Here is a 21,878-nt window from a genome sequence, read left to right on the forward strand (position 1 = left end):
CCCTCCATCAGGGTGCGGCCCCCATGGGCCTGCTCCGGTTCTAGCCAGAGCGTCCGAGGCTGACCGCCATCAGCTGACCCAGGGCGAGGCCGCCGTCGTTGCAGGGAATCCGCCTGGGCCAGAGCGGCTCGATGCCGGCGCGCCGAAGGCCCCCCGCCGCCAGGGTGAGCAGCAGGCGGTTCTGGAAACAGCCGCCACTGAGCAGCAACCGCTCCAGCTTCAGCCGCACCGCCAGATCCACCAGCGCATCGGCCAGGGCGTGGTGGAAGGCCAGGGCGATGGCCTCCGCCGCCACTCCCCTGCGCTGATCGTCGAGCAGGTCCTGCAGCAGGGGGTGCCAGTCGAGCAGCCAGGGCCCGCTGCCGTTGCCGTTTCCGTTGCCGCCGCCCGGTGCGGTGTGGGTGCGCAGCACCAACGCGTAGCGCCTCCGGCCGGCGGTGCCGCCGTGGCTGGCCGCGGCTTCCAGCTTCAGGGCCGCCTGGCCTTCGAAGCTGCAGCGCTGCTGCAGGCCCAGCAGGGAGGCCACCGCGTCGAAGAGGCGACCCACGCTGGAACACCACGGGCTCTGCAGCCCCTGCTGCAGCATCCGCGAGAGCACCTGCCGCTCCTCGGCGCTGAATGCCCCCATGGTGGGTGTGCCGGTGGCCCGAGCCAGCTCTTCCGATCCCCCGGCGGCGAAGAGCAGCCCCAGCGCTGCCCGCCGTGGTTCCCGCAGCGCCCGCTCCGCCCCCGGCAGGGGAAAGGGCCGCAGGCGGGCCTCGGCCCTGAAGCCGGACTGCTCGAGCCGCAGCACTTCCCCACCCCAGAGGGTGCCGTCACTCCCTTGCCCGGCCCCGTCCCAGGCCACCCCCACCTCGGGCGGGGCGAGGCCATGCTCCGCCAGGCAGGCCAGCAGGTGGGCGTGGTGGTGCTGCACCCCCAGCGGTGGCGGGCAGCCGCCGAGGGCCGCGAGCTCCAGTCCGATCCGGTGGGAGCGGTAGCCACGGTGCTGATCGACGACGTAGCCGGCGGGACGGAGGCCGTGGCGCGCCAGAGCGTCACCGAGGCTGCGGCGGAGGTGGGCTTCGCCTGCGGCGCTGTCGAGATCGCCGAGGTGGGGACCCAGCAGCGCCCGACGGCCCCAGCCGAAGGCCAGCGCACTCTTGAGCTGCCCACCCATCGCCACCTCCCCGGTGGGCAGCGGCGGCGGCGGATCCACTCCCGGCTCCGCCGCGGAGGGCAGATCCACGGCGGTGGGCGCGTAGCCGCGGGCATGGCGCAGCAGCATCGGCTCGCCGCAGACCACCTGGGCGATGGAATCATCCACCGGGTTGAGGATCGGCCGGTCGTGCACCAGGAAGCCATCGGCCAGGTCGGCCAGCTCCTGCAGGGCCCTGGTCTCGTCGTGACAGAGCGGTTCCCCCGAGCGGTTGCCGCTGGTGGCCACCAGCGGCTCATCGAGCAGCTCCAGCAGCAGCAGGTGCAGCGGGCTGGAGGGGAGCATCACCCCCAGCCAGGGGTTGTCGGGGGCCACGGCGTCGCACACTCCCGCCTCCCCGCGGCGGCGCAGCAGCACGATCGGCGCCGCCGCTGAGTCGAGCAGCCGGGCTTCGGTCGGGTTCAGGTGGCAGTGGCGCCGCACCCAGGCCAGGCCCGGGGCCATCACCGCCAGGGGTTTCTCGGGGCGGCCCTTGCGCCGCCGCAGCCCGGCCACCGCCTCCGGGCAGCGCGCCCGCACCAGCAGCTGGAAGCCGCCGACGCCCTTGAGGGCGACGGTCCTGTCCGCCATGAGGGCAGCCGCGGCTGCCTGCAGGCAGGGACTGGGCCCCGAGGGATGGGGGCGGCGGGGGTCGCTGAGCCGCTGGCCGCCGGGACCCCACCAGCTCAGGCGCGGTCCGCAGCGGGGGCAGGCGATCGTCTGGGCATGGCAGCGGCGATCGCTCGGATCGTCGTACTCGGCCTGGCAGGCGGGGCAGAGCGGGAACGCCGCCAGGCCGGTGCGGACCCGGTCGAAGGGCAACGTCCCCATCAGGCTGTAGCGGGGACCGCAGTGGACGCAGCTGATCAGGGCGTAGCCGCAGCGGCGGTTAGCGGGATCGCGGAGCTCGGCGCGGCAGGACGGGCAGGGGGCCAGATCCGGCTGGATCAGGGCCCAGCGCACGGAGGTGTCCGCCCTCCCGCTCCCGTGGGCCTCCTCCATGGGCGCCTCCTGGATTTCGAAGCCGGTTTCTGCCGCCTCGAGCGGGCGCTGGTGACGGCGGATCCGATCGAGGCGGCTGTGGGGAGGACGCTGCCGCCGCAGCCGCTGCAGCAGGGTGTCGATCGCCGGCGCAGGCCCCTGCAGCTCCAGCAGCACGCCGGCACCGGTGTTGCGCACCCAGCCCGTGAGCTCCAGCTCCCGCGCCAGCCGGAGCACGAGCGGCCGGAAGCCCACCCCCTGCACCAGCCCCTCGATCTCCAGCCGCAGGCGGCAGATCACACCGGCGCTCCCAGGCGCTGGTGGCTGAGCCAGTGCAGCAGCGCCTCCATGCCGGCGCCGGTGCGGGCCGAGAGCTCGAAAATCCTTGCCTGGGGGGCCACCCCGGCCACGTTGGCGAGGGCCGAGGAGCGATCGAAGCCCACGGCGTCGGCCAGGTCAACTTTGGTGATAACCACCACCTCGGCCGACTGGAACAGGGCCGGGTACTTGAGCGGCTTGTCCTCCCCTTCCGTCACCGAGAGCAGCGCCAGCCGATGCCGTTCGCCCAGATCGAAGGCGGTGGGGCAGACCAGATTGCCCACGTTCTCGATCAGCAGCAGCTCCATGGCCGTGGTGTCGAGCTGATCGAAGGCCCGAGCCACCATCGACGCCTCCAGATGGCAGAGGTCGCCGGTCTGGATCTGAACGGCGCGGGCGCCGGCGGCCCGCAGGCGGCGGGCATCGTTGTCGGTGGCCAGATCACCCACGATGACTCCCACCGGGCCGTGGTCCCACTGGCGGGCGAGGCGTTCGAGCAGAGCGGTCTTGCCGGCGCCGGGACCCGAGAGCACGTTCAGCGCCAGCAGGCCGGCGGCGGCGAACCGCTCCCGGTTGAGCCCGGCGTTGCTGTCGTTCCGCTCCAGCAGGTTGTGGCGCAGCTCGAGGGTGCGGCTGGGCTGACCGCAGGAGCAGTGGGAGCACATGGCGGGGCCGGGGTCGTTGTGCTCAGTCTGGAGAGAAAGAACGCCCGTGACGGATCGCTGAACCCTGGGCTGATCCACGCCTTCCTGGTCGGCGGTGGGCGTTGAGGAACCGGCAGCCGGGTGGCTGAGGGTCTCGACACCTCCCCTGAGCTCAGGACACTTCCAGCCCGATCAGCTCCAGCTCCCGCCCCGCCAGCACTTCCGCCGCCAGGCAGCCGCAGTGCGGGCAGGCCAGGATCACATCCCCGGGCTCGAATGGCGTCCCGCACGGTCCGCAGCGGCAGAGGGTGGGCACCACCTCCAGCTCCAGCCGGGCACCGAGGGCCACCTCCTCGGCCATCACCACCTCGAAGGCGAAGCGCAGGGCGTCGGGATCCACCCCGCAGAGCCTGCCCAGCCGCAGTCGCAGGCTGTGAATCCGCCGGGCGCCCTCGGCCGCCGCGGCCTCCAGGGCGATCCGGTGCACTTCCTGCATCAGCGCCAGCTCATGCATGGCCGCGGCCGCACCAGTCCCTCACGGCCGCCAGGGCCGCGGGCAGCAGGGCGGCGGTGGCGGCCGTGAGCTCCGTGCCCACCCCGCAGCTGTGGGCGCGCACCAGCAGCTGCCAGGCGGGGGGGGTGCTCCCGTAGAGACGGCCGGCCAGCTGCAGCAGGGCGCCGGGGCTGGCGTGGTGGCTCAGGGGCTGGGAGCCTGGAGCCCCGCACGGCAGCGGCTCCAGGCTCCAGCCGGGGTCGGGACAGGCCCGCTCCAGGGCCGCGTCCACGAACAGCACCCGTGCGGCTTGCGCCAGTCGCGGCGCCAGCTCGGGGGTGAGCTGGGTGATCGCCACCACCTCGAGCCGGGGCCGGCCCCAGCCCCGCACCCGCTCGGCGATCAGGAGGCCCACGCCGTCGTCCTGCCTCAGGCCGTTGCCCCAGCCGATCAGCAGGTCCGTGTCTGGGGACGCCCCGCCGCTCACTCCCGCCACCGCTCGCGCAGCAGCTCCCCGTCGGGGCCGATCAGCTGCACATGCAACGGCATCTGGCCGGCGGCATGGGTGGAGCAGGAGAGGCAGGGATCGAAGCAGCGGATGCCCGCCTCCACCCGGTTGAGCAGGCCCTCGGCGATCTCCGGCTCGGCGCCCGGGCCCGCCTGGATGAACTGGCGGGCGATCTGGGTGATCGTTCTGTTCATCGCCCGGTTGTTCTGGCCGGTGGCGATGATCAGGTTGACCGCCTCGATCAGACCCCCCGGGTCGACGCGGTAGTGGTGAAAGAGGGTGCCGCGGGGCGCTTCGCTCACGCCCACGGCCTCGCGGGCGTTCACGCCGGCGTGGGCGCGCACGTGGGGGTCGCACAGGGCTGGATCGTCGAGCAGCGCCTCGATCGCCTCCAGGGCGGCGAGGATCTCGATCAGCCGGGCCAGGTGATACAGAAAGGAGCTGGTGACCACCCGGCCGCCGCGCTGGCGCAGCTCCAGCAGTTCCCGGTCGGCCAGCTCGTGGCCGATGCGCTCGCAGACGTTGAGGCGGGCCAGAGGCCCCACCCGGTAGCTGCCCGCTTCAGGGCCCAGCGGTTTGTAATACGGGAACTTCAGGTAGGTGGTGGGGTCCACCGCTTCGGCCAGCAGGCCGCCCAGCTGCCCGGCGCCGAGACCATCGGCCGGCAGCTCGTCCGTCACCAGCACGCCCGCGCTGTCGATCAGGCGCAGGCGACCGCCGTAGTGCTCCCAGCGGCCGTCGGGTCCCACCAGGGCCAGGAATAAAGAGGGGAAGTCGCCGAACACAGCGGCTTCCGCCGCCAGCGGCCCATCCAGCAGGCGCTTGAACAGGTCGAGGGCGCCGCGGGTGGTGGCGACGGCCTCGCTCAGCCGCGAGCGGATCCAGTCGCGGTCCTCGGGCTGCAGCGGGCTGCGCACGCCTCCGGGCACCGCCCAGGCCGGATGGATTTTGCGTCCCCCCAGCCGCTCGATCACCGCCTGGCCGAACTGGCGCAGGCGGATGCCGCCGCGGGCCAGTTCGGGATCGGCGGCGATCAGCCCGAACACATTGCGCCGGGCGGGGTCGCTGTCCCAGCCCAGCAGGAAGTCCGGACTGCTGAGGTGAAAGAAGGAGAGGGCGTGCGACTGGATGATCTGGGCCAGGTTCATCAGCCGCCGCAGCCGCTCGGCCGCCGGCGGAATCGTGACCGCCAGCAGCTGGTCGCCGGTCTTGGCTGCCGCCAGCAGGTGGCTCACCGGGCAGATGCCGCAGATCCGCGCCGTGATCGCCGCCATCTCGCTGAAGGGCCGCCCGACGCAGAAAGCCTCGAAGCCGCGGAATTCACCCACATGGAAATGGGCGCCGCTGACGGCGCCGCTGGCCTCGAGATGGATGGAGATTTTGGCGTGGCCTTCGATGCGGGTGACCGGATCGATCAGGATCGTGCGGGTCATGGCGGATCAGGCCGTCACCACCAGGCTAGAAGCGCCCCCCGGCCGCGTCTGCCCGTCCAACCGCTGTTCACGGCGCCTCCATCCATGGGTTTCCGCTACCTCAACACGATCGCCGCCCAGCACAACCTGCAGGATTTTCTCGAACTCGCCGATCTGGCGGTGGGGGGCGGTAAGGACGCCGGCAACGTGTTCCTGCTCTCCCATCGGCTGAGGGACTCGAATCCGATGAAGTTGTGCACCCGGATTCTGGAGAACGATCCGGCCTCCGCCGCCCTGATCAAGGAGCGCCGACTCTGTGGCCCCTACGACGTGGACGCTCTGGCCGCCCTGCCCAGGGGCACGCTCGGCCACACCTACGCCACGGTGCTGAACACCCACGGCTACGACATCAACTTCTTCCCTGAACCGGCTTTCTTCAACAATCTGGAAACCGATGCTGATTATATCAACTACCGAGTATTCGCCACCCATGATCTTCACCATATTCTCAGTGGCTACAGCCTCGATAACTACGGGGAGATCGGGGTGATCAGCATCAGCGTGGGCCAGTTCAACCATCCCGGACTGGGCTTCACCGATCTGGTCTCGCTGATGCTGAGCTGGCTGATGGGCCACACCCCCGCCAGCGAACTCAGCAGCGTTGAGGAGCAGGCCCGCACGGCCAGGGCCATTCTCAGGCTGATCGTCGATGGGCTCGATACCGGTGCCGCTGCCAAACGGCTCTTTCCGGTGATCTGGGAGGAGCGCATGGACCAGGATCTCGAGGAGCTGCGCGCCGAACTGGGCATCACGCCGGTGCGCGACGGCGTGCGCAGCTGGTACAGCAACCCCGAGGTGGCCGCTGCTCTGGCGGCCTGAGCCCCCTCAGCCGAAGCGGATCATCTCCGGACCCTCCATCAGCGGCCGCTCGCCCTGCAGCAGGGCCTCGAGCACGGCGCGGATGCGCCCGGCCGGTGGTGGGCAACCCGGCAGGAACAGATCCACCGGCACAAGCTCATGGACCGGCAGCACCCGCTCCAGCAGCTCGGGCACCAGGCCCGGAGCGTGGGGCCACTGGGCGCTGCCGTCGGCCAGGTCCAGGTAGGAGCGGTCCAGCACGGCGGCCGGACCCGCGAGCGGATTGCGCAGGCCGGGCACGTTGGCGGTGATGGCGCAGTCGCCGAAGGACACCAGCAGGCGGGTGCGCTGGCGCACCTGGCGGATCAGGGCCAGGTTGTCGCTGTTGCCCACGCCTCCCTCCACCAGGGCCACATCCACAGCCTCGGGGTAGGTCTTGGTGTCGGAGGCGATCGGCGAGAAGACCATCTCGATGCGCGGTGCCAGCTCGATCAGCCACTCGTCGAGATCCAGGAACGACATGTGGCAGCCGGAGCAACCCGCCAGCCAGACCGTGGCCAGACGCAGCTTCGCGGGCTGGCTCATGGGGCCTCCTGGCGGGCGCGACGGGCCCGCAGCAGGGCCGCCAGCCGGCTGGGATCCTCGTGCTTCTCCCCCTCGCTGTCGCCCTTGTGGAACAGGGCGCCGGTGGGGCAGACCATGACGCACTTCCCGCAGTCGGTGCAGGCGTCGACGGCGCCCCAGGGCTGATCCAGTCCGGCGATGATCCGGCAGTGTTCGCCCCGCCAGGCCACGTCCCAGACATGGGCGCCCTCCACCTCGTCGCAGACGCGCACGCAGCGGCTGCAGAGGATGCAGCGGTTGTGGTCGAGCCCGAAGCGCTGGTGGGAGAGGTCCACGGGGCGATCGGGGAAGCGGTAGGGCAGGCGGGAGTGGTCCATGCCCACCTCCACGGCGCGGTCCTGCAGTTCGCAATGGCCGTTGGCCACACACACCGCGCAGACATGGTTGCCCTCGGTGAACAGCAGTTCGATCACGGTCCGCCGGATCTCCCGGAGACGGGGCGTGGCGGTGTGGACCACCATGCCCTCGCTCACCGGGGTGATGCAGGCCGGCTGCAGCCTGGGGCTGCCCTCGATCTCCACCAGGCAGAGCCGGCAGGCGGCCACGGGTGAGAGCCCCTCCAGATGGCAGAGGGTGGGGATGGCCACACCGGCGTCGCCGGCGGCCTCCAGCACCGTGGCGCCGTCGGCGCTGGCCACGTCGCGGCCGTCGATGCGCAGGGTGCGCACGCTCATGGCGCCCCCAGCCGGGCGAGGTAGTCGCCGCGGAAGTAGCGCAGGGTGCTCAGCATCGGCTTGGGGGCGCTCTGACCCAGGCCGCAGAGGCTGGTGTCCATCACCATCGCCCCGAGCGTTTCGAGCTGATCGAGGTCGGCCTGGCTGGCCTGGCCGGCCAGGATCTTCTCCAGCAGCCCGTGGAGCTGCACGGTGCCGGCCCGGCAGGGGACGCACTTGCCGCACGACTCCTCACGGCAGAAGGCCATGAAATAGGCGGCCAGAGCCACCATGTCGGTGCCCTGGTCCAGCACCACCATGCCGCCGGAGCCCATGATCGTGCCAAGCGACTGGAGGCTCTCGTAGTCGAGCGGTGTCTCGAGCCGATCGGCCGGCACGCAGCCCCCGGATGGTCCGCCGGTCTGCACGGCTTTGACGCTGGACCCGTGCGGGCTGCCCTCGCCCATCTCCAGCACGACCGTGGCCAGGCTGGTGCCCATCGGCACCTCCACCAGGCCGCCGCGGCGCACGTGGCCGGTGAGGCTGAACACCTTGGTGCCGCTGCTGCCGGCGGTGCCGATGGCGGCGAACCAGTCGGCGCCTTCCCGCAGGATCGGCGCCACGTTGGCGAAGGTCTCGACGTTGTTGATCAGGGTGGGTCTGCCGCCCACCCCGCGTTCTGCGGGATAGGGGGGCCTGGGGCTGGGCGTGCCGCGCTTGCCTTCGATCGAGGCGATCAGCGCCGTTTCCTCTCCGCAGACGTAGGCCCCGGCTCCCACCCGCAGCTCCAGCGTGAACCCGAAGCGCGTGCCGAACAGGGCCGCCCCGAGCCGGCCCCGGAGCACGGCCTGCTCGATCGCCAGGCGCAGCCGCTCGATCGCCAGTTCGTATTCGGCGCGGATGTAGATGAACCCGTGGTCGGCGCCCACCGCATAGGCGGCGATCGCCATTCCCTCCAGCACCCGATGGGGATCGCCCTCCAGCACGGCGCGGTCCATGAAGGCTCCGGGATCGCCCTCATCGGCGTTGCAGACCACCTCCTTGCGGGCCCCGGGCATGCGGGCCACGGTGGCCCATTTCAGACCGGTGGGATAGCCGGCGCCCCCACGGCCGCGCAGACCGCTGCGCTGCAGTTCCTTGACCACCTGCTCCGGGCTCCAGCCCCGCAGCACCCGCTCCAGCTGGCCGTAGGCCCCCACGGCGATCGCCTGCTCCAGGTCGGTGGGATCGATCAGGCCGCAGTGCTCCAGCACGATCCGCCGTTGCCGCTGGAAGAACGGCTGGGCGAGGTCCAGGCGCTCGCCCCTGGCGGGGGCCCACTCCAGGGGCGCCTCCTGATCGGTGCCCTGATGCAGCCGGCGGGCCAGGGCGGACACCAGGGTGTCGGCGTCCTGGGGGTCCACACCGGCATAGAGGGCGCCCTCGGGATCGAGGGCCAGCAGGGGGCCCTGGCTGCAGGGGCCCAGACAGCCCACCGGACGCAGCTGGATCCGGTCCCCCAGTTCGGCTCTGGAGATGGCCGTTTCGAGGGCCCCGATCACGGCGCCGGAGCCCCTGGCCAGGCAGCCGGCCGAGGCGCAGCAGCGCAGACCGTTCATGGCTCCAGCTCCTGCAGCCAGCGGCGCAGGCCATCGCTGGTCTGCTGGCGGCCGACGGTGCCGTCGATCAGCACCAGGGGCGCATCGCTGCAGGTGCCCAGGCAGCGCACCTCCGAGAGGCTGACCCAGCCGTCGGAGCGGCGGGCGCCCAGGCGCAGCCCCAGGCCCTCCTCCATGGTGTCGATCAGGGCCGGGGCTCCCTGGATCTGGCAGGCGGTGCCGGTGCAGACCACGCAGTGGTGGCGGGCCGGTGGCTGGAAACGGAAGAGGTGATAAAAGCTGGCGGTTCCCTTGACCCGGCTGAGTGGCAGCCGCAGGCGTGCCGCCACGTGGCTGAGCAGGGGATCGGAGAGATGGCCGTAGAGCGTCTGGGCGCCGTGAAGCACCTCGATCAGGGCATCGGCCCGGCCCCGGGACTGCAGCAGCAGGGGCTCGAGGGCCGCGAAGGATGCTTCAGGTGCCGCTTGCATGGCCGATTGAGCGGCTGCTTGCGCGGACGTGTTGCCGGTCGTGTGAACAGAGCTCTCGGTGGGACCCTTGCCCGGACCTGTGGTGTAGGCCATAGGAAGGCTTCCCCCTGGAGTTCAGGCTAGGGATCACCGCCGTTGCCCCCCACGCTGCCCGCCTAACGTGAAGATCTCTTCACAGTGCTGTCTTCTGACTTCCGGTCTCACCCGTGTCCTGTACTGCCTGGGACCGGTGTTCATTGTTCTGTCCCACCTCGGTTGTCTGCTGCTGCTGGCCACGGGGCTGAGCCTGGAGGCGGCGGGCTGGGCCCTGGCCCTCTATCTGGTGCGGATGCTGGCCACCACGGCCATCTATCACCGCCTGATCACCCATGGCAGCTACCGAGCGCCCAAACCGGTGGTCTGGATCGGGGCCCTGGTGGGGGCCTCCGCCGGGCAGATGGGGCCGAGCTGGTGGAAAGCCCACCACCTGGCCCATCACCGCCATGTGGACACGGACCAGGATCCCCATTCGCCCCTGCAGCCCCGGTCAGGACTGCAGGGGTTCTGGCGCTCCCAGGTGGGCTGGCTGCTGCAGTCCTCCTTCTTCCCGGAGCGGCTGCCCGCCGATGTGGAGGCCGACCCGGTGCTGCGCCTGATCGACCGGCTGCATTTCCTGCCCCTGCTGGCCCTGGGTGGCTTGTCGTATGTGCTCGGCGGCCTGGAGTGGCTGGCGGCGTTCTGCCTGAGCACAACGCTGCTCTTCCACGGGGTGGCCACGGTGAATTCCCTGGCCCACCTCGCCGGTGATCGGCCGTTCCTCACCGACGACATGAGCCGCAACAACGGCCTGGTGGCCCTGATCACGCTCGGGGAGGGCTGGCACAACCTGCATCACGCCTTCCAGTGGTCGGTGCGGCAGGGCTACGGGGTGAGCGGCGGGCGCGTGCAGCGGCTGCCCGATCCCACCTATGCCTTCATCCGCGGCCTGGAGCGTTGTGGCTGGGCCGATCGCCTGCGCCTGCCGGCAGCGGAGGACCTGCTGGCGCGGGCTCGCCCATGAGGTCCCGCCACTGCTCCCGCAAGGCATGGGGCAGGGGTCGCGGCCTGTAGTCGCGCGGGTCGGGAGGGCCGTGGCGCAGCACGGCATTCACCACCGTGGCGTACCGGCGGCTGCTGTTGACCGCCCCGTGGGGAACGCCCGGGGGGATGCGCACCAGCATCGGTTCGTCTTCCCGCAGGGGAATGCGCCGGAGCCGGCCGTCCTCCAGCACCACCAGCTCGAGGGAGCCGCGCAGCAGGATCAGCTGATCGGTCTGGCGGCGGTGGCAGAAGAGCGAGACGGGCTGATGGGGGGCGAGATCGGCGATCAGGGTTTCGTCGCTGGGCTGGGCCTGGCTGAAGAGGGCATTGCCTGCGGCGGTGCGCTCCAGCGGCACCAGTTCGACGCGTCGTGTGAGGGCCATGGGGCGGGCCTCTCGGGATCAGTGGATTTGTCAAGATTGTTGACAAATCGCCGGCACGTTCGGCGCTGCTGCTACTGAATCAGGCCCAGGTCAGGAAACGCTGGTGCGGCTGCCGGAGCGTCGGCCTGCGGAGGATGGGGGAACGGGCCGTGCTGGATTCGAACCAGCGACCGTGCGATTAGAAGTCGCATGCTCTATCCAGCTGAGCTAACGGCCCATGGCATCAGCCTAGATTGGGCCGCTGCGCAACTTGCTCGATGGCGGCCTCCCGGCTCAGTGACGCCCAGAAACAGGAGCTGGTGCAGCGGTGGCGGGCTGGTGCATCCAGCACGGCCCTCGCCGATGGCTTCGGCTGCAGCCCCAACACGGTGACCCGCGTGGTGAAGAGCGCCCTCGATCCGACGCTCTACGAGCAGCTCAAGAAGGACCGCGGCCGAGCCGCGGGCCAGCAGGAGGCCCCCACAGCCACGCCCACCCCCACGCCGGCGCCGGAGCCGGTCGAGCCGGTTGTCCAGGTGGCTGCCTCCAGCGAAATGCCTGTGGCCAGGGCGATCGACACCGAGGCGGACACTGACGCCGATGCCGATCTCGACCTGGACGCTGACCCCGATCTCGACCCGGTGAGCGACCTCGACAGCGACCCCGACGACGATGGCTCCGGCCCCGGTGTGCTGGCGATCGACGACGCCGATGACTTCGGTGAGGACGACGACGGCGACAGTGACGATGGCGAGAGCGACGACGGCGACGGGGATGACACCGACGCCGAGGGCAATGTCTTCACGATGGTGCCGGTGGTGGCGGGCGCCCACCTCGGTCCGGGGCTGCGGGAGGGCTCGGCGGTGGTCTGCCAGCCGCTGGAGAGCGCGGCCCTTCCAGCCAGTCTTTACATGCTGGTCGACAAGACGGTCGAGCTGCAGGCCCGCCCGCTCAGTGATTTCCCCGAGCTCGGCTCCCTGCCCGACGACGAGCAGGCGCGCCAGGCCCTGGTGGTGTTCGCCAATCCCCGCCAGGCCAAGCGCCAGTGCGGCCGCACCCAGCGGGTGATCAAGATGCCCGACAGCCAGGTGATTCAGCGCACGGCCACCTATCTGGTGGGGCGGGGCATCACCCGGGTGGTGCTGGAAGGGGCGCTCTACGCCCTTCCCGGAGGCTGATCCCGGCGGGGCAGCAGCAGGGCGGTGGCGCTGCCGCCGCTGATCACCCCCGCCGCCAGGGCCAGCCCCACCAGGAAGCCGCTGGGCAGAGGAGCGCTGCGGCCGATGCCCAGCCGCAGGCTGGGGCGCTCCTCCAGGTTCTGGGCGCCGAGGCAGAGGATCAGCAGCAGCAGCAGGCCGCCGCCGAGGCTGGTGAGCAACAGGCGCAGGCGCAGCAGCATGGCCAGGATGGAGGGGGATGGAGCAGCTCGGCCCACAGCATGCTCCATTCAGGGCTGGCGGCGCTCAGTCGGGCTGGTGCAGCAGGGCGTAGAGGCTGCGGCGGGAGAGGCCGGTCTCGGCGGCGAGCTGGCGGGCCGCATCACTGGCGCTCAGGCCTGAAGCCACCTTCCCGCGCAGCTCCTCGGTCAGCTCGGCGTCGCTGCGCAGGGCCGGCGGCTCCGGCGTGGCACCACCGAGCACCAGGGTGCATTCCCCCCGGGGCGGCACCTGCCGGAAGTGCTCGAGGGCGGCGGCCACGCTGGGACCGATCTGCTGCTCATGGCGTTTGGTCAGCTCCCGCGCCACCTGCAGGGGCCGGTCGCCGAGGGTGGTGAGCAGGTCGTCGAGCAGCTCGACCAGCCGGTGCGGCGCTTCGAAGAGCACCAGCGTGCGTTCCTCGCCCGCCAGCTCCTGGAGCCGCTGGCGGCGTTGGCTGCCCTTGGCCGGCAGGAACCCCTCGAAGCAGAAGCGGCCACTGGGCAGGCCGCTGCTGACCAGGGCCGTGGTCACCGCGCAGGGACCGGGCACGCAGATCACCGGGTGGCCGCCGGCGCGGGCGGCCGCCACCAGCGCCTCGCCGGGATCGGAGATGCCCGGCAGGCCCGCATCGCTGATCACCGCGAGGCTGTCGCCGGCGCTGAGGGCCGCCAGCAGTTCGGGGATGCGGGCGTTCTGGTTGTGCTGATGAAAGCTGAGCAGACGGCTGCGGATGCCCAGCCCGGCCAGGAGCTGACCGCTGTGGCGGGTGTCTTCGCAGGCGATGCGGTCGACCCCCTCCAGCACCCGCCGGGCCCGGGGGGAGAGATCCCCGAGGTTGCCGATCGGTGTACCCACCAGGTACAGCACCCCGGAGGCGGGTTCGCTGGCTTGCTCCACAATGCGCTTCTGTTCGAGCCTGGCTGTGTCCATGATCGCTGCCCCCTGCCTGCCCGCCGGTCTCGATCCCGAAGAGCTGCTGGCGCTGCTGCGGCGCCTCAGCTGGGAGTCGGCCGCGATTCTCAGGGCCTACGCCCGCGGCGAGCAGCCCCCCTTCGGCTATGGCCTGGCCCTGAGCGTGGATGAAGGCGGCGAAGGGCCGGTGACGGCGGCTGATCTGGCGGTGAACCAGCACCTGCTCGAGGGTCTTGCCCAGGCCTTCCCCGAGGCCCCCTGGACCCTGCTGAGCGAGGAGACCGCCAAGGAGCAGCTCAGCGCCGGCGTGCCCCTGGAGGCCGACTGGCTCTGGATCCTCGATCCCCTCGATGGCACCAAGGATTTCCTCCAGGGCACCGGTGAGTACGCGGTGCATCTGGCCCTGGTGCATCAGGGCGAGCCGGTGCTCGGCGTGGTGCTGCTGCCCGAGAAGGAGGAACTCTGGTTCGGTCTGGTGGGCGCGGTGTCCGAGGAGCTGATCGGTGGCGCCTGGCGGGAGAATCCGGCCGGCGAGCGCTTCGCGCCCCAGTTGAGCGAGCGCAGCGTCCCTGAGGATCTGGTGCTGGTGGCCAGCCGCAACCACCGCGATCAGCGGCTGGAGCAGCTGGTGCAGGCGCTGGGGCTGGGCTCCTCCCTGGCGGTGGGCAGCGTGGGGTGCAAGGTGGCCACGATCCTGCGCGGCGAAACCGACCTCTACCTCTCGCTCTCAGGGCGCAGCGCCCCCAAGGACTGGGACATGGCGGCGCCGGAAGCGGTGCTGCGGGCGGCGGGCGGGGCCTTCAGCCACGCTGATGGCCGGCCGCTTCAGTACAACAGGGGTGACGGACTGCAGGCGGGATGCCTGATCGCCAGCCACGGTCTGGCCCATGCGGAGCTGTGTGAGCGGGCCGCCGCCGCCATGGCGCGGATCGATCCGGGCTTTGTGGTCTGACCCACGGGCGGCTGGTTAACAATCGCTTGCCGGTAGCAGGCGAGACTGCCTCTTGGCAAGCGAATCGTTACGGTCCGGTCATTGATCGAGGCTGTCCCATGGCCTGTCACGCGTTTCTCTATCACCTGGCCCATTCGCCCCAGGCCAGGTGTCCCACCAGATCCCCGAGTCGCTCTCCGTCCCCCACCGTCGCCGATGACGGCTTCATCCAGGGTGTCCTGATCTACGGCCTCGGCCTGATGGTCGTGCTCGTCGCCGGCCTGCAGGGAGTGAGCGCCCTGCGCGAGCAGGCGGCCGAAGCGATGGTTCGCTCCACGGTGCGTCAGCAGCTGCAACTGGCGCTGATCAACGGCGGCAGCACGCTGATCAGCACGTCAGCTGGTCCGTTCTCCTACCTGATCCAGACCACGGCCGGCGGCTACCGGGTGATGGCGGAGGGGATGCCCTCCAGCGCGTTCTCCGGCAAGACCCTGGTGGGGTGTCAGACGGCTGGCTCAGGCGCGGTGGTGGTGCAGGCTGGTTTCCACCAGCCTGAGCCCGAGGCCTGTTCGGGCCTGATCGCCACCACTGACTGAGCTCAGGCCGCCGGCACCGCTTCCTGGGCCACGCCCCGCAGGGTGAGGTTGATGCGGCCGCGGTTGTCGATCTCGCGCACCCGCACGGTGACGGCATCGCCCACCTTGATCACATCCTCCACCTTCTCCACCCGCGCTTCCGAGAGCTGGGAGATGTGGATCATGCCCTCCTTGCCGGGGAGGATCTCGACGAAGGCGCCGATCGGGATGATCCGCGTGACGGAGCCGTTGAACAGCTCGCCCTCGCTGACGCGGCGGGTGAGCCCCTCGATGATCCGCTGGGCTTCCTCGGCGGCGGCGCCGTCGTGGCTGGCGATCGTGACGATGCCGCCGTCCTCGATGTCGATCTTGGTGTTGGTGCGCTCGGTGATGCCCTTGATCGTGCGGCCGCCGGGGCCGATCACGGTGCCGATCAGTTCCGGGTCGATGCGGAAGCTGAGCAGGCGCGGGGCATGGGGGGAGAGCACCTCACGGGGCTTGCCGATCGCCTCGAGCATCTTCTCGAGGATGTGCAGCCGGGCCGGGCGGGCCTGGTTGACGGCCTCGGCGATGGTGCTCACCGCCAGACCGCTGATCTTCATGTCCATCTGCAGGGCGGTGATGCCCTTCTCGGTGCCGGCCACCTTGAAGTCCATGTCGCCGAGGAAATCCTCGATGCCCTGGATGTCGGTGAGGATGCGCACCTCATCGCCCTCCTTGATCAGGCCCATGGCGGCGCCGCTGACCGGAGCCTTGAGGGGCACACCGGCATCCATCAGGGCCAGGGTGCTGCCGCAGACCGAGCCCATCGAGGTGGAGCCGTTGGAGCTGAGGCACTCCGAGACCACGCGCAGCACGTAGGGGAAGCTCTCCTTGGGGGGCAGCACGGGCACGATCGCTCGCTCGGCCAGGGCTCCGTGGCCGACCTCGCGGCGGCCGGGGGAGCGCATCGGCCGGGTCTCACCGACGGAATAGGGGGGGAAGTTGTAGTGGTGGAGGTAGGTCTTCTCACCGATCGGGTTGAGATCGTCCATCTCCTGGGCATCGCTGGGGGTGCCGAGGGTGGCGGTGGAGAGCACCTGGGTGAGCCCACGCTGGAACAGGCCCGAACCATGGACCCGCTTGGGCAGCACGCCCACGGCGGCGGTGATCGGGCGCACCTCATCGAGCGCGCGGCCATCGACCCGCTTGCCCTCGTTGAGGATCTGGGCGCGCATCAGCTTCTTGGTGATGCCCTTGTAGGTGTTGCCCAGGGCCTTGCCGGCGGCGGCCACACGGATCGGGTCGTCGTCGGAGAGGGCGGCGATCTTCTCGGCCACCCCGGCCTTGATGGTGTCGAGCTGGGCATCGCGTTCGGCCTTGGTGAGGCTGAACTGCTTGAGCACCTCACCGATGCCCGCTCCGCATTCCTGCTCCAGGAAGGTGGGCAGGGCGGGGTCCTGAACCGGGGCTTCGGGGAAGACCTGCTCAATGCCGAGATCGGCGAGCAGCTTCTGCTGGGCCTTGATCAGTTCGCCCACGGCTTCGTAACCGAAGTCGATCGCCTCGATCACGTCCTGTTCGGGCAGCTGGTTGGCGCCCGCTTCCACCATCACCACACCGGAGGGGGTGCCGGCCACCACCAGATCGAGCTCGCTGCGCTCGATCTCGCGGTAGCTGGGGTTGAGCACGAAGTCGTCGCCGAGCAGGCCGACGCGCACGGCGGCCATCGGGCCGTTGAAGGGGATCTTCGCCAGCAGGGTGGCGATCGAGGCGCCGGTGACCGCCAGCACATCGGGCGGTACCCGCTCATCGAGCGAGAGGGTGGTGGCGACCACCTGCAGGTCGTCGCGCAGCCAGGAGGGGAAGAGGGGCCGAAGGGGCCTGTCGATCAGGCGGGTGGTGAGGATGGCGCGCTCGGGGGGGCGGCCTTCACGGCGGAAGAAGCTGCCGGGGATGCGGCCCGCGGCGTAGAGGCGCTCCTCGTAATCACAGGTGAGCGGGAGAAAGTCGATCCCTTCGCGGCCCTTGGCGCGGGTGGCCGTGACCAGCACGGCCGTGTCTCCGCATTCAATCAGGACCGAACCCCCGGCCTGGGGGGCATACAAGCCCGTGGTCAGCCGGATCTCCCGACCATCGAAGGAGACCGTCTGAATCTGTCCTGGCACGTCGTCTTATGTCCGTTTTTTGTCAAGCTCCATTCTCGCATTCAGGCCTGCGGGGGGCAGCCAGCGCAAAAAAGGGTGGCCCCTGGCCACCCTCGCGCGTCTGATCGACAGCCCCGGAGCGGCTTACCAGCTCGACTTGACCACGCCGGGCAGCAGACCCTTGTGGGCGCGCTCGCGCAGCTGGTTGCGGCAGAGACCGAAATCGCGATAGAAGCCGCGGGGCTTGCCGGTGGCCCAGCAGCGGTTGCGCACCCGGGTGGGGGCGCTGTTGCGGGGCAGGTTCTGGATCCTGCGGTGGATCTCCAGGCGCTCCATGGGATCCGCGGCGGCTTCGAAGGACGCCTTGAGGGCAGCACGCTTGAGGGCGAAGCGTTCAACTATCTTCTTGCGCTTCACGTCGCGCGCGATCATCGACTTCTTCGCCATGCGGCTGCTGCAATTCGTTCAGTGGGAATCGAGCCTAGCGCGTGGCCTGCCGCCCGTCCCGGCGGCCACTGGGGCCGTGGTCGGGATGGCTGGGGCAGAGATCGGCGAGGGGGCAGCCCGGGCAGAGGGGCTTGCGGGCGTTGCAGACAGCGCGGCCATGGAAGATCAGCCGGATCGAGAAGTTCTCCCATTCCGGTTGGGGCAGGAGCTTCATCAGATCGGGCTCGATCCGGCGCGGTTCGCTCTGGCGGGTGAGCCCGAGCCGGTTGCTCAGCCGCCGCACGTGGGTGTCGACCGTGACACCGGCGTTGATGCCGAAGGCATGGGCCAGCACGACGTTGGCCGTCTTGCGCGCCACGCCCGGCAGCTCCAGCAGCTCCTCCATCGAGGCCGGCACCTCACCGCCATGGCGCTCGATCAGCAGGCGTGACGCGGCCACGATGTTCTTCGCCTTGTTGCGGAAGAAACCGGTGGACTGCACATAGGGCTCCACCTCGCTGGAGCTCACCGCGGCGGCGGCACGCGCATCGGGGAAGCGCTCGAACAGGGCCGGGGTGACGCGATTGACCCGCTCGTCGGTGCACTGGGCCGAGAGCATGGTGGCCACCAGCAGCTCCCAGGGGGTGGTCCAGTCGAGGGAGCAGGTGGCGTGGGGGTAGTGGAGAGCCAGGCGCTCCAGGATCAGCGGCGCACGCTGACGGGCCGTGGCGAAGCGGGGCACCTCAGCGGCCGAGCAGCTGCTGCACTGCCGAGAGCTGGCTGGTGTCCTTGACGATCAGCACCACGCTGAGCCCGACCAGCAGCAGGAAGCCCGACTGCATGAACGCCATCTGCAGGCGGTCGGGCAGGGGCCGGCCGCGCAGGCCCTCGAGCAGCAGCAGGGCGAACTGGCCGCCATCGAGCAGGGGCAGGGGCAGGGCGTTGAGTACAGCCAGGTTGATCGAGATCAGCGCGGCGAACACGAACAGGCTGCCGCCGCCCTGGCGGGCCAGGCTGGCGCCCATCTCAACGATCTTCACCGGCCCCGACACCTGGGGAGCGGTTTCACCGAAGTGGGTGACCAGGGCCACGAAGCCGTCGACGGTGCGGCGGATCAGCTGCACGAAGACACGGTTGGTCTGGTTGAGCAGCTCCAGGGGGCCCCTGGCGGGGCGGAACACCTCACTGCCGTTGGGCTGCAGCTGAGCGCCGATGCGGCCGATGCCGCTCTGATCGGCGGGGGTGAGCCGCAGGCTGAGGGTTGCGCCGGCGCGCTCGGCCTGGATCTGCAGGGTGCGTTCGGGGGCGCCCTGGATGTCGGCCACCAGATCGACCACGGCCTGGGAGCCACCACCCACGGGCACGCCGCCGAGGCTGAGGATGCGGTCGCCGGCCATCAGGCCGGAGGCGGCGGCGGCCTGGCCCGGCTGCACCGCCGCCACCAGCACGCCCGGCGTGGCGCTGAAGCCGGCGGGCACGCCCACCATCAGCCCCTGCCCGAAGAGCACGGCCCAGGCCAGCAGCAGGTTGGCGATGACGCCGGCGGCGATCACCAAGGCCCGCTGGTGCAGGGGACGGTTGCGCAGGAGGTCGGGATCATCGCTGGGGATGTCGCTGTCCTCGTCGTCGTCGGGGAAGGCCACGTAGCCGCCGAGGGGGATCGCCCGCAGGGCGAACTGCACGCCGCGGCGCTGGCGTTGCAGCAGGGCCGGACCGAAACCGATCGAGAAGCCGCTGACGCGGATGCCCTGCCAGGTGGCGGCGAAGAAATGGCCGGCTTCGTGCACCACGATCAGGGCCGCCAGGATCGCCAGTGCCGCAACAACGCCCATTCAGCATCCATGGATTGTGCTGACCATTGTGGGTGCTCCCGGCTGACACCGTTGGTGTACATCCGGGCACCATCGGCACCAGGGGATCGGCCTACGGTTCCGCGGCAGCGGTTTTCAGCTGCCTGCCGCTCCCCTGCCGCGCCACCCGTGCAGCACCGTCCCACTGATCGGGCCACACCTCGGCATGGTCGGTCGGGGGTCTGGCGACTGAGCCTCGTGGTTGTGGCCGTGGCCTCGGCCGGGGTGCTCAGGTGGCAATGGGGGGAAGGCGCCCTGAACCTGCCCATCGGCCCCTCCCCAGCCGATCGCTACTTCGCCCTGGCCGAGCGCGACGGACTTCCCGGGGCCCACGGCCTGCGGCTGCGGCTTGATCCGCAGCCCGGCCATCAGGAGGTGGTGGACGCCTACCTGCGGGGGCAGCACTGGCTGGTGCCGATCAGCACCGCCGATGCCGTGACCATCTGCTCCCGGCAGCCCAGGCGCTGTCCCACGTTGATCCTGGTGCTGAGCGAATCGGCCGGGGCCGATCAGATCGTGGCGCGGCCGTGGATCCTCAGCCTCGACGACCTGCGGGGCCGCCGAGTGGCTGTGGGCCGCTCGGCCGTGGGGCGTGATCTGCTGATGCGTGCCCTCGAGCAGGGGGGCATCGATCCTGCCCAGGTGCGCCTGGTGACGATGCCGATGGCCTCGATGCCGGGCAGTCTGCGCCGGGGTGAGGTGGAGGCCGCCGTGCTCGCCCCTCCGTACAGCAACGCGGTGAAGAGGCTGGGCCTGGCCCGCACGCTGGAGGACAGCCGCAGCAGGCCTGGTGAGGTGTTGAAGGTGCTGGCCGTGGATCCTGCCCGCCTGAAGGAGGCCCGACCGGAGCTGGTGCGTCTGCTGCGGGTGTGGCAGGCGGCCCATGGTGCGGCCGCGGCCCAGCCGCGGGAGGCCAGCACCTGGATGGGGCAGGCGATCGGCCTCAACGCCACGGGCTTCCAGCGTGCCGAAGCCAGCCTGGTGTACCACCCGCTGGCGCACCAGCTGCCGATGCTGGAGGCCGAGGGCCTGCTGGCCTGGAACCTCCAGCTGGTTGAGTCGCTGCATCGCGCCCGGGGGTGGGTGGCCGCAGGCCTGCCGAAGCCGGCGGTGGATGCCTCGCTGGTCCGGGAGGCGCTGCAGACGCCGCAGGCTCAGCCCTCGCTCACCAGTTCCGTGGCACCGAAGTAGGGCACCAGGGCCTGGGGGAGGCGCACGCGGCCGTCGGCCTGCTGGCCGGTTTCGAGCAGGGCGGCCATGGTGCGGCCCACCGCCAGACCGCTGCCGTTGAGGGTGTGCAGCAGGCGGGTCTTCCTGCCGTCCTTGAAGCGGATCGAGGCGCGCCGCGCCTGGAACTCGCCGCAGGTGCTGCAGCTGGAGATCTCGCGGTAGGCGCCGGCGCCGGGCAGCCATACTTCGAGATCGAAGGTGCGGGTGGCCGAAAAGCCCAGATCACCGCAACAGAGATCGAGCACCCGGTAGGGCAGCTCGAGGGCCTGCAGGATCGCCTCGGCGTCGGCGGTGAGCTGGGCGTGGGCCGCCTCCGAGTCGTCCGGATGGCAGAACCAGTACAACTCGACTTTGTTGAACTGGTGCAGGCGGATCAGGCCGCGGGTGTCGCGGCCGTAGGAGCCGGCTTCGCGGCGGAAGCAGGGGGTGTAGGCGGCGTACTTGAGGGGCAGTTGCTCAGCCGCAAGAATCTCGTCGCGGTGGAACGAGGTGAGCGGCACCTCGGCGGTGGGGGTGAGCCAGAGGTCGTCGTCGGAGCAGCGGAAGCTCTCCTCGGCGAACTTGGGCAGCTGGCCGGAGGCGGTGAGGCTGGCGCTGTTGACCAGGATCGGCGGCAGCACCTCGCGGTAGCCGCGGCTGGCGTGCTGATCGAGCATGAAGCTGATCAGGGCCCGCTCCAGCCGGGCGCCCGCTCCGAGCAGGGTCACGAAGCGGCTCTGGGCGATGCGCACCGAGCGCTCGCTGTCGATCAGGCCGAGGCGTTCGGCGATCTGCCAGTGCTCCTCGAGGGGCGGCTCACCGGCCAGCGGCTGGCGGGATGTGCCCCAGCGCCGCCGCTCCACGTTCTCGGCTTCACCGGCCCCATCGGGGCAGTGGGGGGAGGGCAGGTTGGGGAAGGCGAGCAGTTGCTCCAGCAGACGGGCTTCGAGGGATTTCTCCTCCTCCTCGAGCACCGCCACCTGCTGCTTGATGGTGTTGCCCCGGTCGCGCAGGGCCTGCACCTCGGGGCTGTGGGGCGCTTCACCGCTGCGGATGAGCTCCCCCACCTGGCGGCCGATGCGGTTGCCTTCGGCCTGCAGGTCGCTGCGCTGTTGCTCCAGGTCGCGCTCCTGGCGGGCGACCAGCTGCAGGGCGGTGAGATCGAGAGCCATGCCCCGACGCCCGAGCTGCTCGACGATCAGCTCGGGGTTGTCGCGCAGCAGGCGCTGATCCAGCACGGCTCCAGGTGCAAGGGCGCGTGCAGCCTACGGGCC

At 70.6% G+C, this 21,878-nt stretch carries 23 protein-coding genes and 1 tRNA gene; 6 read left to right on the plus strand and 18 right to left on the minus strand.

What is annotated here, in order from left to right:
• Positions 1 to 40 precede the first annotated feature (40 nt).
• The 5 genes from hypF to I1E95_RS11420 all read right to left on the minus strand — a co-directional run bounded on the left by hypF (position 41) and on the right by I1E95_RS11420 (position 5,554).
• The gene (gene hypF / locus I1E95_RS11400; protein WP_197162347.1) at positions 41 to 2,458 is read right to left on the minus strand and encodes a carbamoyltransferase HypF; all 2,418 of its coding nucleotides are present in this window, start codon (positions 2,456 to 2,458) and stop codon (positions 41 to 43) included.
• On the minus strand, positions 2,455 to 3,141 hold the full coding sequence (hypB, locus tag I1E95_RS11405; RefSeq protein ID WP_197167438.1) for a hydrogenase nickel incorporation protein HypB: 687 nt from the start codon (positions 3,139 to 3,141) through the stop codon (positions 2,455 to 2,457). The genes hypF and hypB overlap by 4 nt, the downstream gene beginning before the upstream one ends.
• Before the next feature lie 151 nt (positions 3,142 to 3,292).
• Positions 3,293 to 3,634 (minus strand): hydrogenase maturation nickel metallochaperone HypA, encoded by a 342-nt coding sequence (hypA, locus tag I1E95_RS11410; protein ID WP_197162349.1) that lies wholly within the window; start codon positions 3,632 to 3,634, stop codon positions 3,293 to 3,295.
• Complete coding sequence (locus I1E95_RS11415; protein ID WP_231594589.1) at positions 3,627 to 4,100, minus strand: hydrogenase maturation protease; 474 nt, start codon at positions 4,098 to 4,100, stop codon at positions 3,627 to 3,629. The genes hypA and I1E95_RS11415 overlap by 8 nt, the downstream gene beginning before the upstream one ends.
• Positions 4,097 to 5,554, minus strand: coding sequence for a Ni/Fe hydrogenase subunit alpha (locus I1E95_RS11420; protein ID WP_197162353.1), 1,458 nt, complete (start codon positions 5,552 to 5,554; stop codon positions 4,097 to 4,099). Before I1E95_RS11420 ends, I1E95_RS11415 begins: the two co-directional genes overlap by 4 nt.
• Before the next feature lie 84 nt (positions 5,555 to 5,638).
• Between I1E95_RS11420 and I1E95_RS11425 the strand changes: the two genes are divergently transcribed.
• Positions 5,639 to 6,412: a Coq4 family protein gene (locus tag I1E95_RS11425; protein ID WP_197162355.1), complete on the plus strand. Its 774-nt coding sequence runs from the start codon at positions 5,639 to 5,641 to the stop codon at positions 6,410 to 6,412.
• A 6-nt stretch (positions 6,413 to 6,418) separates the two neighbouring features.
• On the opposite strand, the gene I1E95_RS11430 is transcribed toward I1E95_RS11425, so the two are convergent.
• The 4 genes from I1E95_RS11430 to I1E95_RS11445 are packed head-to-tail and all read right to left on the minus strand — an operon-like array spanning position 6,419 to position 9,736.
• Positions 6,419 to 6,976, minus strand: coding sequence for an oxidoreductase (locus I1E95_RS11430; protein ID WP_197162357.1), 558 nt, complete (start codon positions 6,974 to 6,976; stop codon positions 6,419 to 6,421).
• A complete protein-coding gene (gene hoxU / locus I1E95_RS11435; protein WP_197162359.1) occupies positions 6,973 to 7,689 on the minus strand; it encodes a bidirectional hydrogenase complex protein HoxU in 717 nt (238 codons plus the stop codon). Before hoxU ends, I1E95_RS11430 begins: the two co-directional genes overlap by 4 nt.
• On the minus strand, positions 7,686 to 9,266 hold the full coding sequence (locus I1E95_RS11440) for a NuoF family protein (RefSeq protein WP_197162361.1): 1,581 nt from the start codon (positions 9,264 to 9,266) through the stop codon (positions 7,686 to 7,688). The genes hoxU and I1E95_RS11440 overlap by 4 nt, the downstream gene beginning before the upstream one ends.
• Positions 9,263 to 9,736: an NAD(P)H-dependent oxidoreductase subunit E gene (locus tag I1E95_RS11445; RefSeq protein ID WP_197162363.1), complete on the minus strand. Its 474-nt coding sequence runs from the start codon at positions 9,734 to 9,736 to the stop codon at positions 9,263 to 9,265. Before I1E95_RS11445 ends, I1E95_RS11440 begins: the two co-directional genes overlap by 4 nt.
• Before the next feature lie 229 nt (positions 9,737 to 9,965).
• On the opposite strand from I1E95_RS11445, the gene I1E95_RS11450 reads away from it, so the two are divergent.
• Positions 9,966 to 10,775: an acyl-CoA desaturase gene (locus tag I1E95_RS11450; RefSeq protein WP_231594590.1), complete on the plus strand. Its 810-nt coding sequence runs from the start codon at positions 9,966 to 9,968 to the stop codon at positions 10,773 to 10,775.
• Here the strand turns inward: I1E95_RS11450 and I1E95_RS11455 are convergent.
• Both I1E95_RS11455 and I1E95_RS11460 read right to left on the minus strand, forming a co-directional pair.
• Positions 10,690 to 11,178 carry a cupin domain-containing protein gene (locus tag I1E95_RS11455; protein WP_197162367.1) on the minus strand — a complete coding sequence of 163 codons (489 nt, stop codon included), beginning with the start codon at positions 11,176 to 11,178 and terminating at the stop codon, positions 10,690 to 10,692. The two genes, I1E95_RS11450 and I1E95_RS11455, sit on opposite strands and share 86 nt — an antisense overlap.
• A 143-nt stretch (positions 11,179 to 11,321) precedes the next feature.
• A tRNA-Arg gene (locus tag I1E95_RS11460) sits at positions 11,322 to 11,395 on the minus strand.
• A gap of 40 nt (positions 11,396 to 11,435) precedes the next feature.
• Between I1E95_RS11460 and I1E95_RS11465 the strand changes: the two genes are divergently transcribed.
• Entirely contained in the window at positions 11,436 to 12,335 is a 900-nt protein-coding gene (locus I1E95_RS11465; RefSeq protein WP_197162369.1) for a hypothetical protein, read from the plus strand.
• Here I1E95_RS11465 and I1E95_RS11470 read toward each other — a convergent pair.
• The gene (locus I1E95_RS11470; RefSeq protein WP_197167440.1) at positions 12,314 to 12,556 is read right to left on the minus strand and encodes a hypothetical protein; all 243 of its coding nucleotides are present in this window, start codon (positions 12,554 to 12,556) and stop codon (positions 12,314 to 12,316) included. The genes I1E95_RS11465 and I1E95_RS11470 overlap by 22 nt on opposite strands.
• A 64-nt stretch (positions 12,557 to 12,620) precedes the next feature.
• Positions 12,621 to 13,505, minus strand: a complete 885-nt coding sequence (rsmI, locus tag I1E95_RS11475; RefSeq protein WP_197162371.1) for a 16S rRNA (cytidine(1402)-2'-O)-methyltransferase — start codon at positions 13,503 to 13,505, stop codon at positions 12,621 to 12,623.
• Here rsmI and I1E95_RS11480 point away from each other — a divergent pair.
• A complete protein-coding gene (locus I1E95_RS11480; RefSeq protein ID WP_197162373.1) occupies positions 13,504 to 14,439 on the plus strand; it encodes a 3'(2'),5'-bisphosphate nucleotidase CysQ in 936 nt (311 codons plus the stop codon). The genes rsmI and I1E95_RS11480 overlap by 2 nt on opposite strands.
• Positions 14,440 to 14,537: 98 nt before the next feature.
• Positions 14,538 to 15,014: a hypothetical protein gene (locus tag I1E95_RS11485; protein WP_197162375.1), complete on the plus strand. Its 477-nt coding sequence runs from the start codon at positions 14,538 to 14,540 to the stop codon at positions 15,012 to 15,014.
• 2 nt (positions 15,015 to 15,016) lie between these two features.
• On the opposite strand, the gene I1E95_RS11490 is transcribed toward I1E95_RS11485, so the two are convergent.
• From I1E95_RS11490 to rseP, 4 genes are all read right to left on the minus strand, one after another.
• Positions 15,017 to 17,140: a polyribonucleotide nucleotidyltransferase gene (locus I1E95_RS11490; protein WP_197162377.1), complete on the minus strand. Its 2,124-nt coding sequence runs from the start codon at positions 17,138 to 17,140 to the stop codon at positions 15,017 to 15,019.
• Positions 17,141 to 17,263: 123 nt separating this feature from the next.
• Positions 17,264 to 17,566: a 30S ribosomal protein S14 gene (gene rpsN / locus I1E95_RS11495; RefSeq protein WP_197162386.1), complete on the minus strand. Its 303-nt coding sequence runs from the start codon at positions 17,564 to 17,566 to the stop codon at positions 17,264 to 17,266.
• Between the two features lie 34 nt (positions 17,567 to 17,600).
• Positions 17,601 to 18,287, minus strand: a complete 687-nt coding sequence (gene nth / locus I1E95_RS11500) for an endonuclease III (protein ID WP_197162388.1) — start codon at positions 18,285 to 18,287, stop codon at positions 17,601 to 17,603.
• 1 nt (position 18,288) lies between these two features.
• A complete protein-coding gene (gene rseP / locus I1E95_RS11505; protein ID WP_197162390.1) occupies positions 18,289 to 19,377 on the minus strand; it encodes an RIP metalloprotease RseP in 1,089 nt (362 codons plus the stop codon).
• 216 nt (positions 19,378 to 19,593) lie between these two features.
• Here rseP and I1E95_RS11510 point away from each other — a divergent pair, with 216 nt between their 5' ends.
• Complete coding sequence (locus I1E95_RS11510; RefSeq protein ID WP_197162400.1) at positions 19,594 to 20,586, plus strand: ABC transporter substrate-binding protein; 993 nt, start codon at positions 19,594 to 19,596, stop codon at positions 20,584 to 20,586.
• Here the strand turns inward: I1E95_RS11510 and serS are convergent.
• Positions 20,550 to 21,842, minus strand: a complete 1,293-nt coding sequence (serS, locus tag I1E95_RS11515) for a serine--tRNA ligase (protein WP_197162402.1) — start codon at positions 21,840 to 21,842, stop codon at positions 20,550 to 20,552. The two genes, I1E95_RS11510 and serS, sit on opposite strands and share 37 nt — an antisense overlap.
• Positions 21,843 to 21,878: the final 36 nt, after the last annotated feature.

Origin of the sequence: Synechococcus sp. CBW1107, assembly GCF_015841355.1 — a bacterium.
GTDB lineage: Bacteria > Cyanobacteriota > Cyanobacteriia > PCC-6307 > Cyanobiaceae > Regnicoccus_A.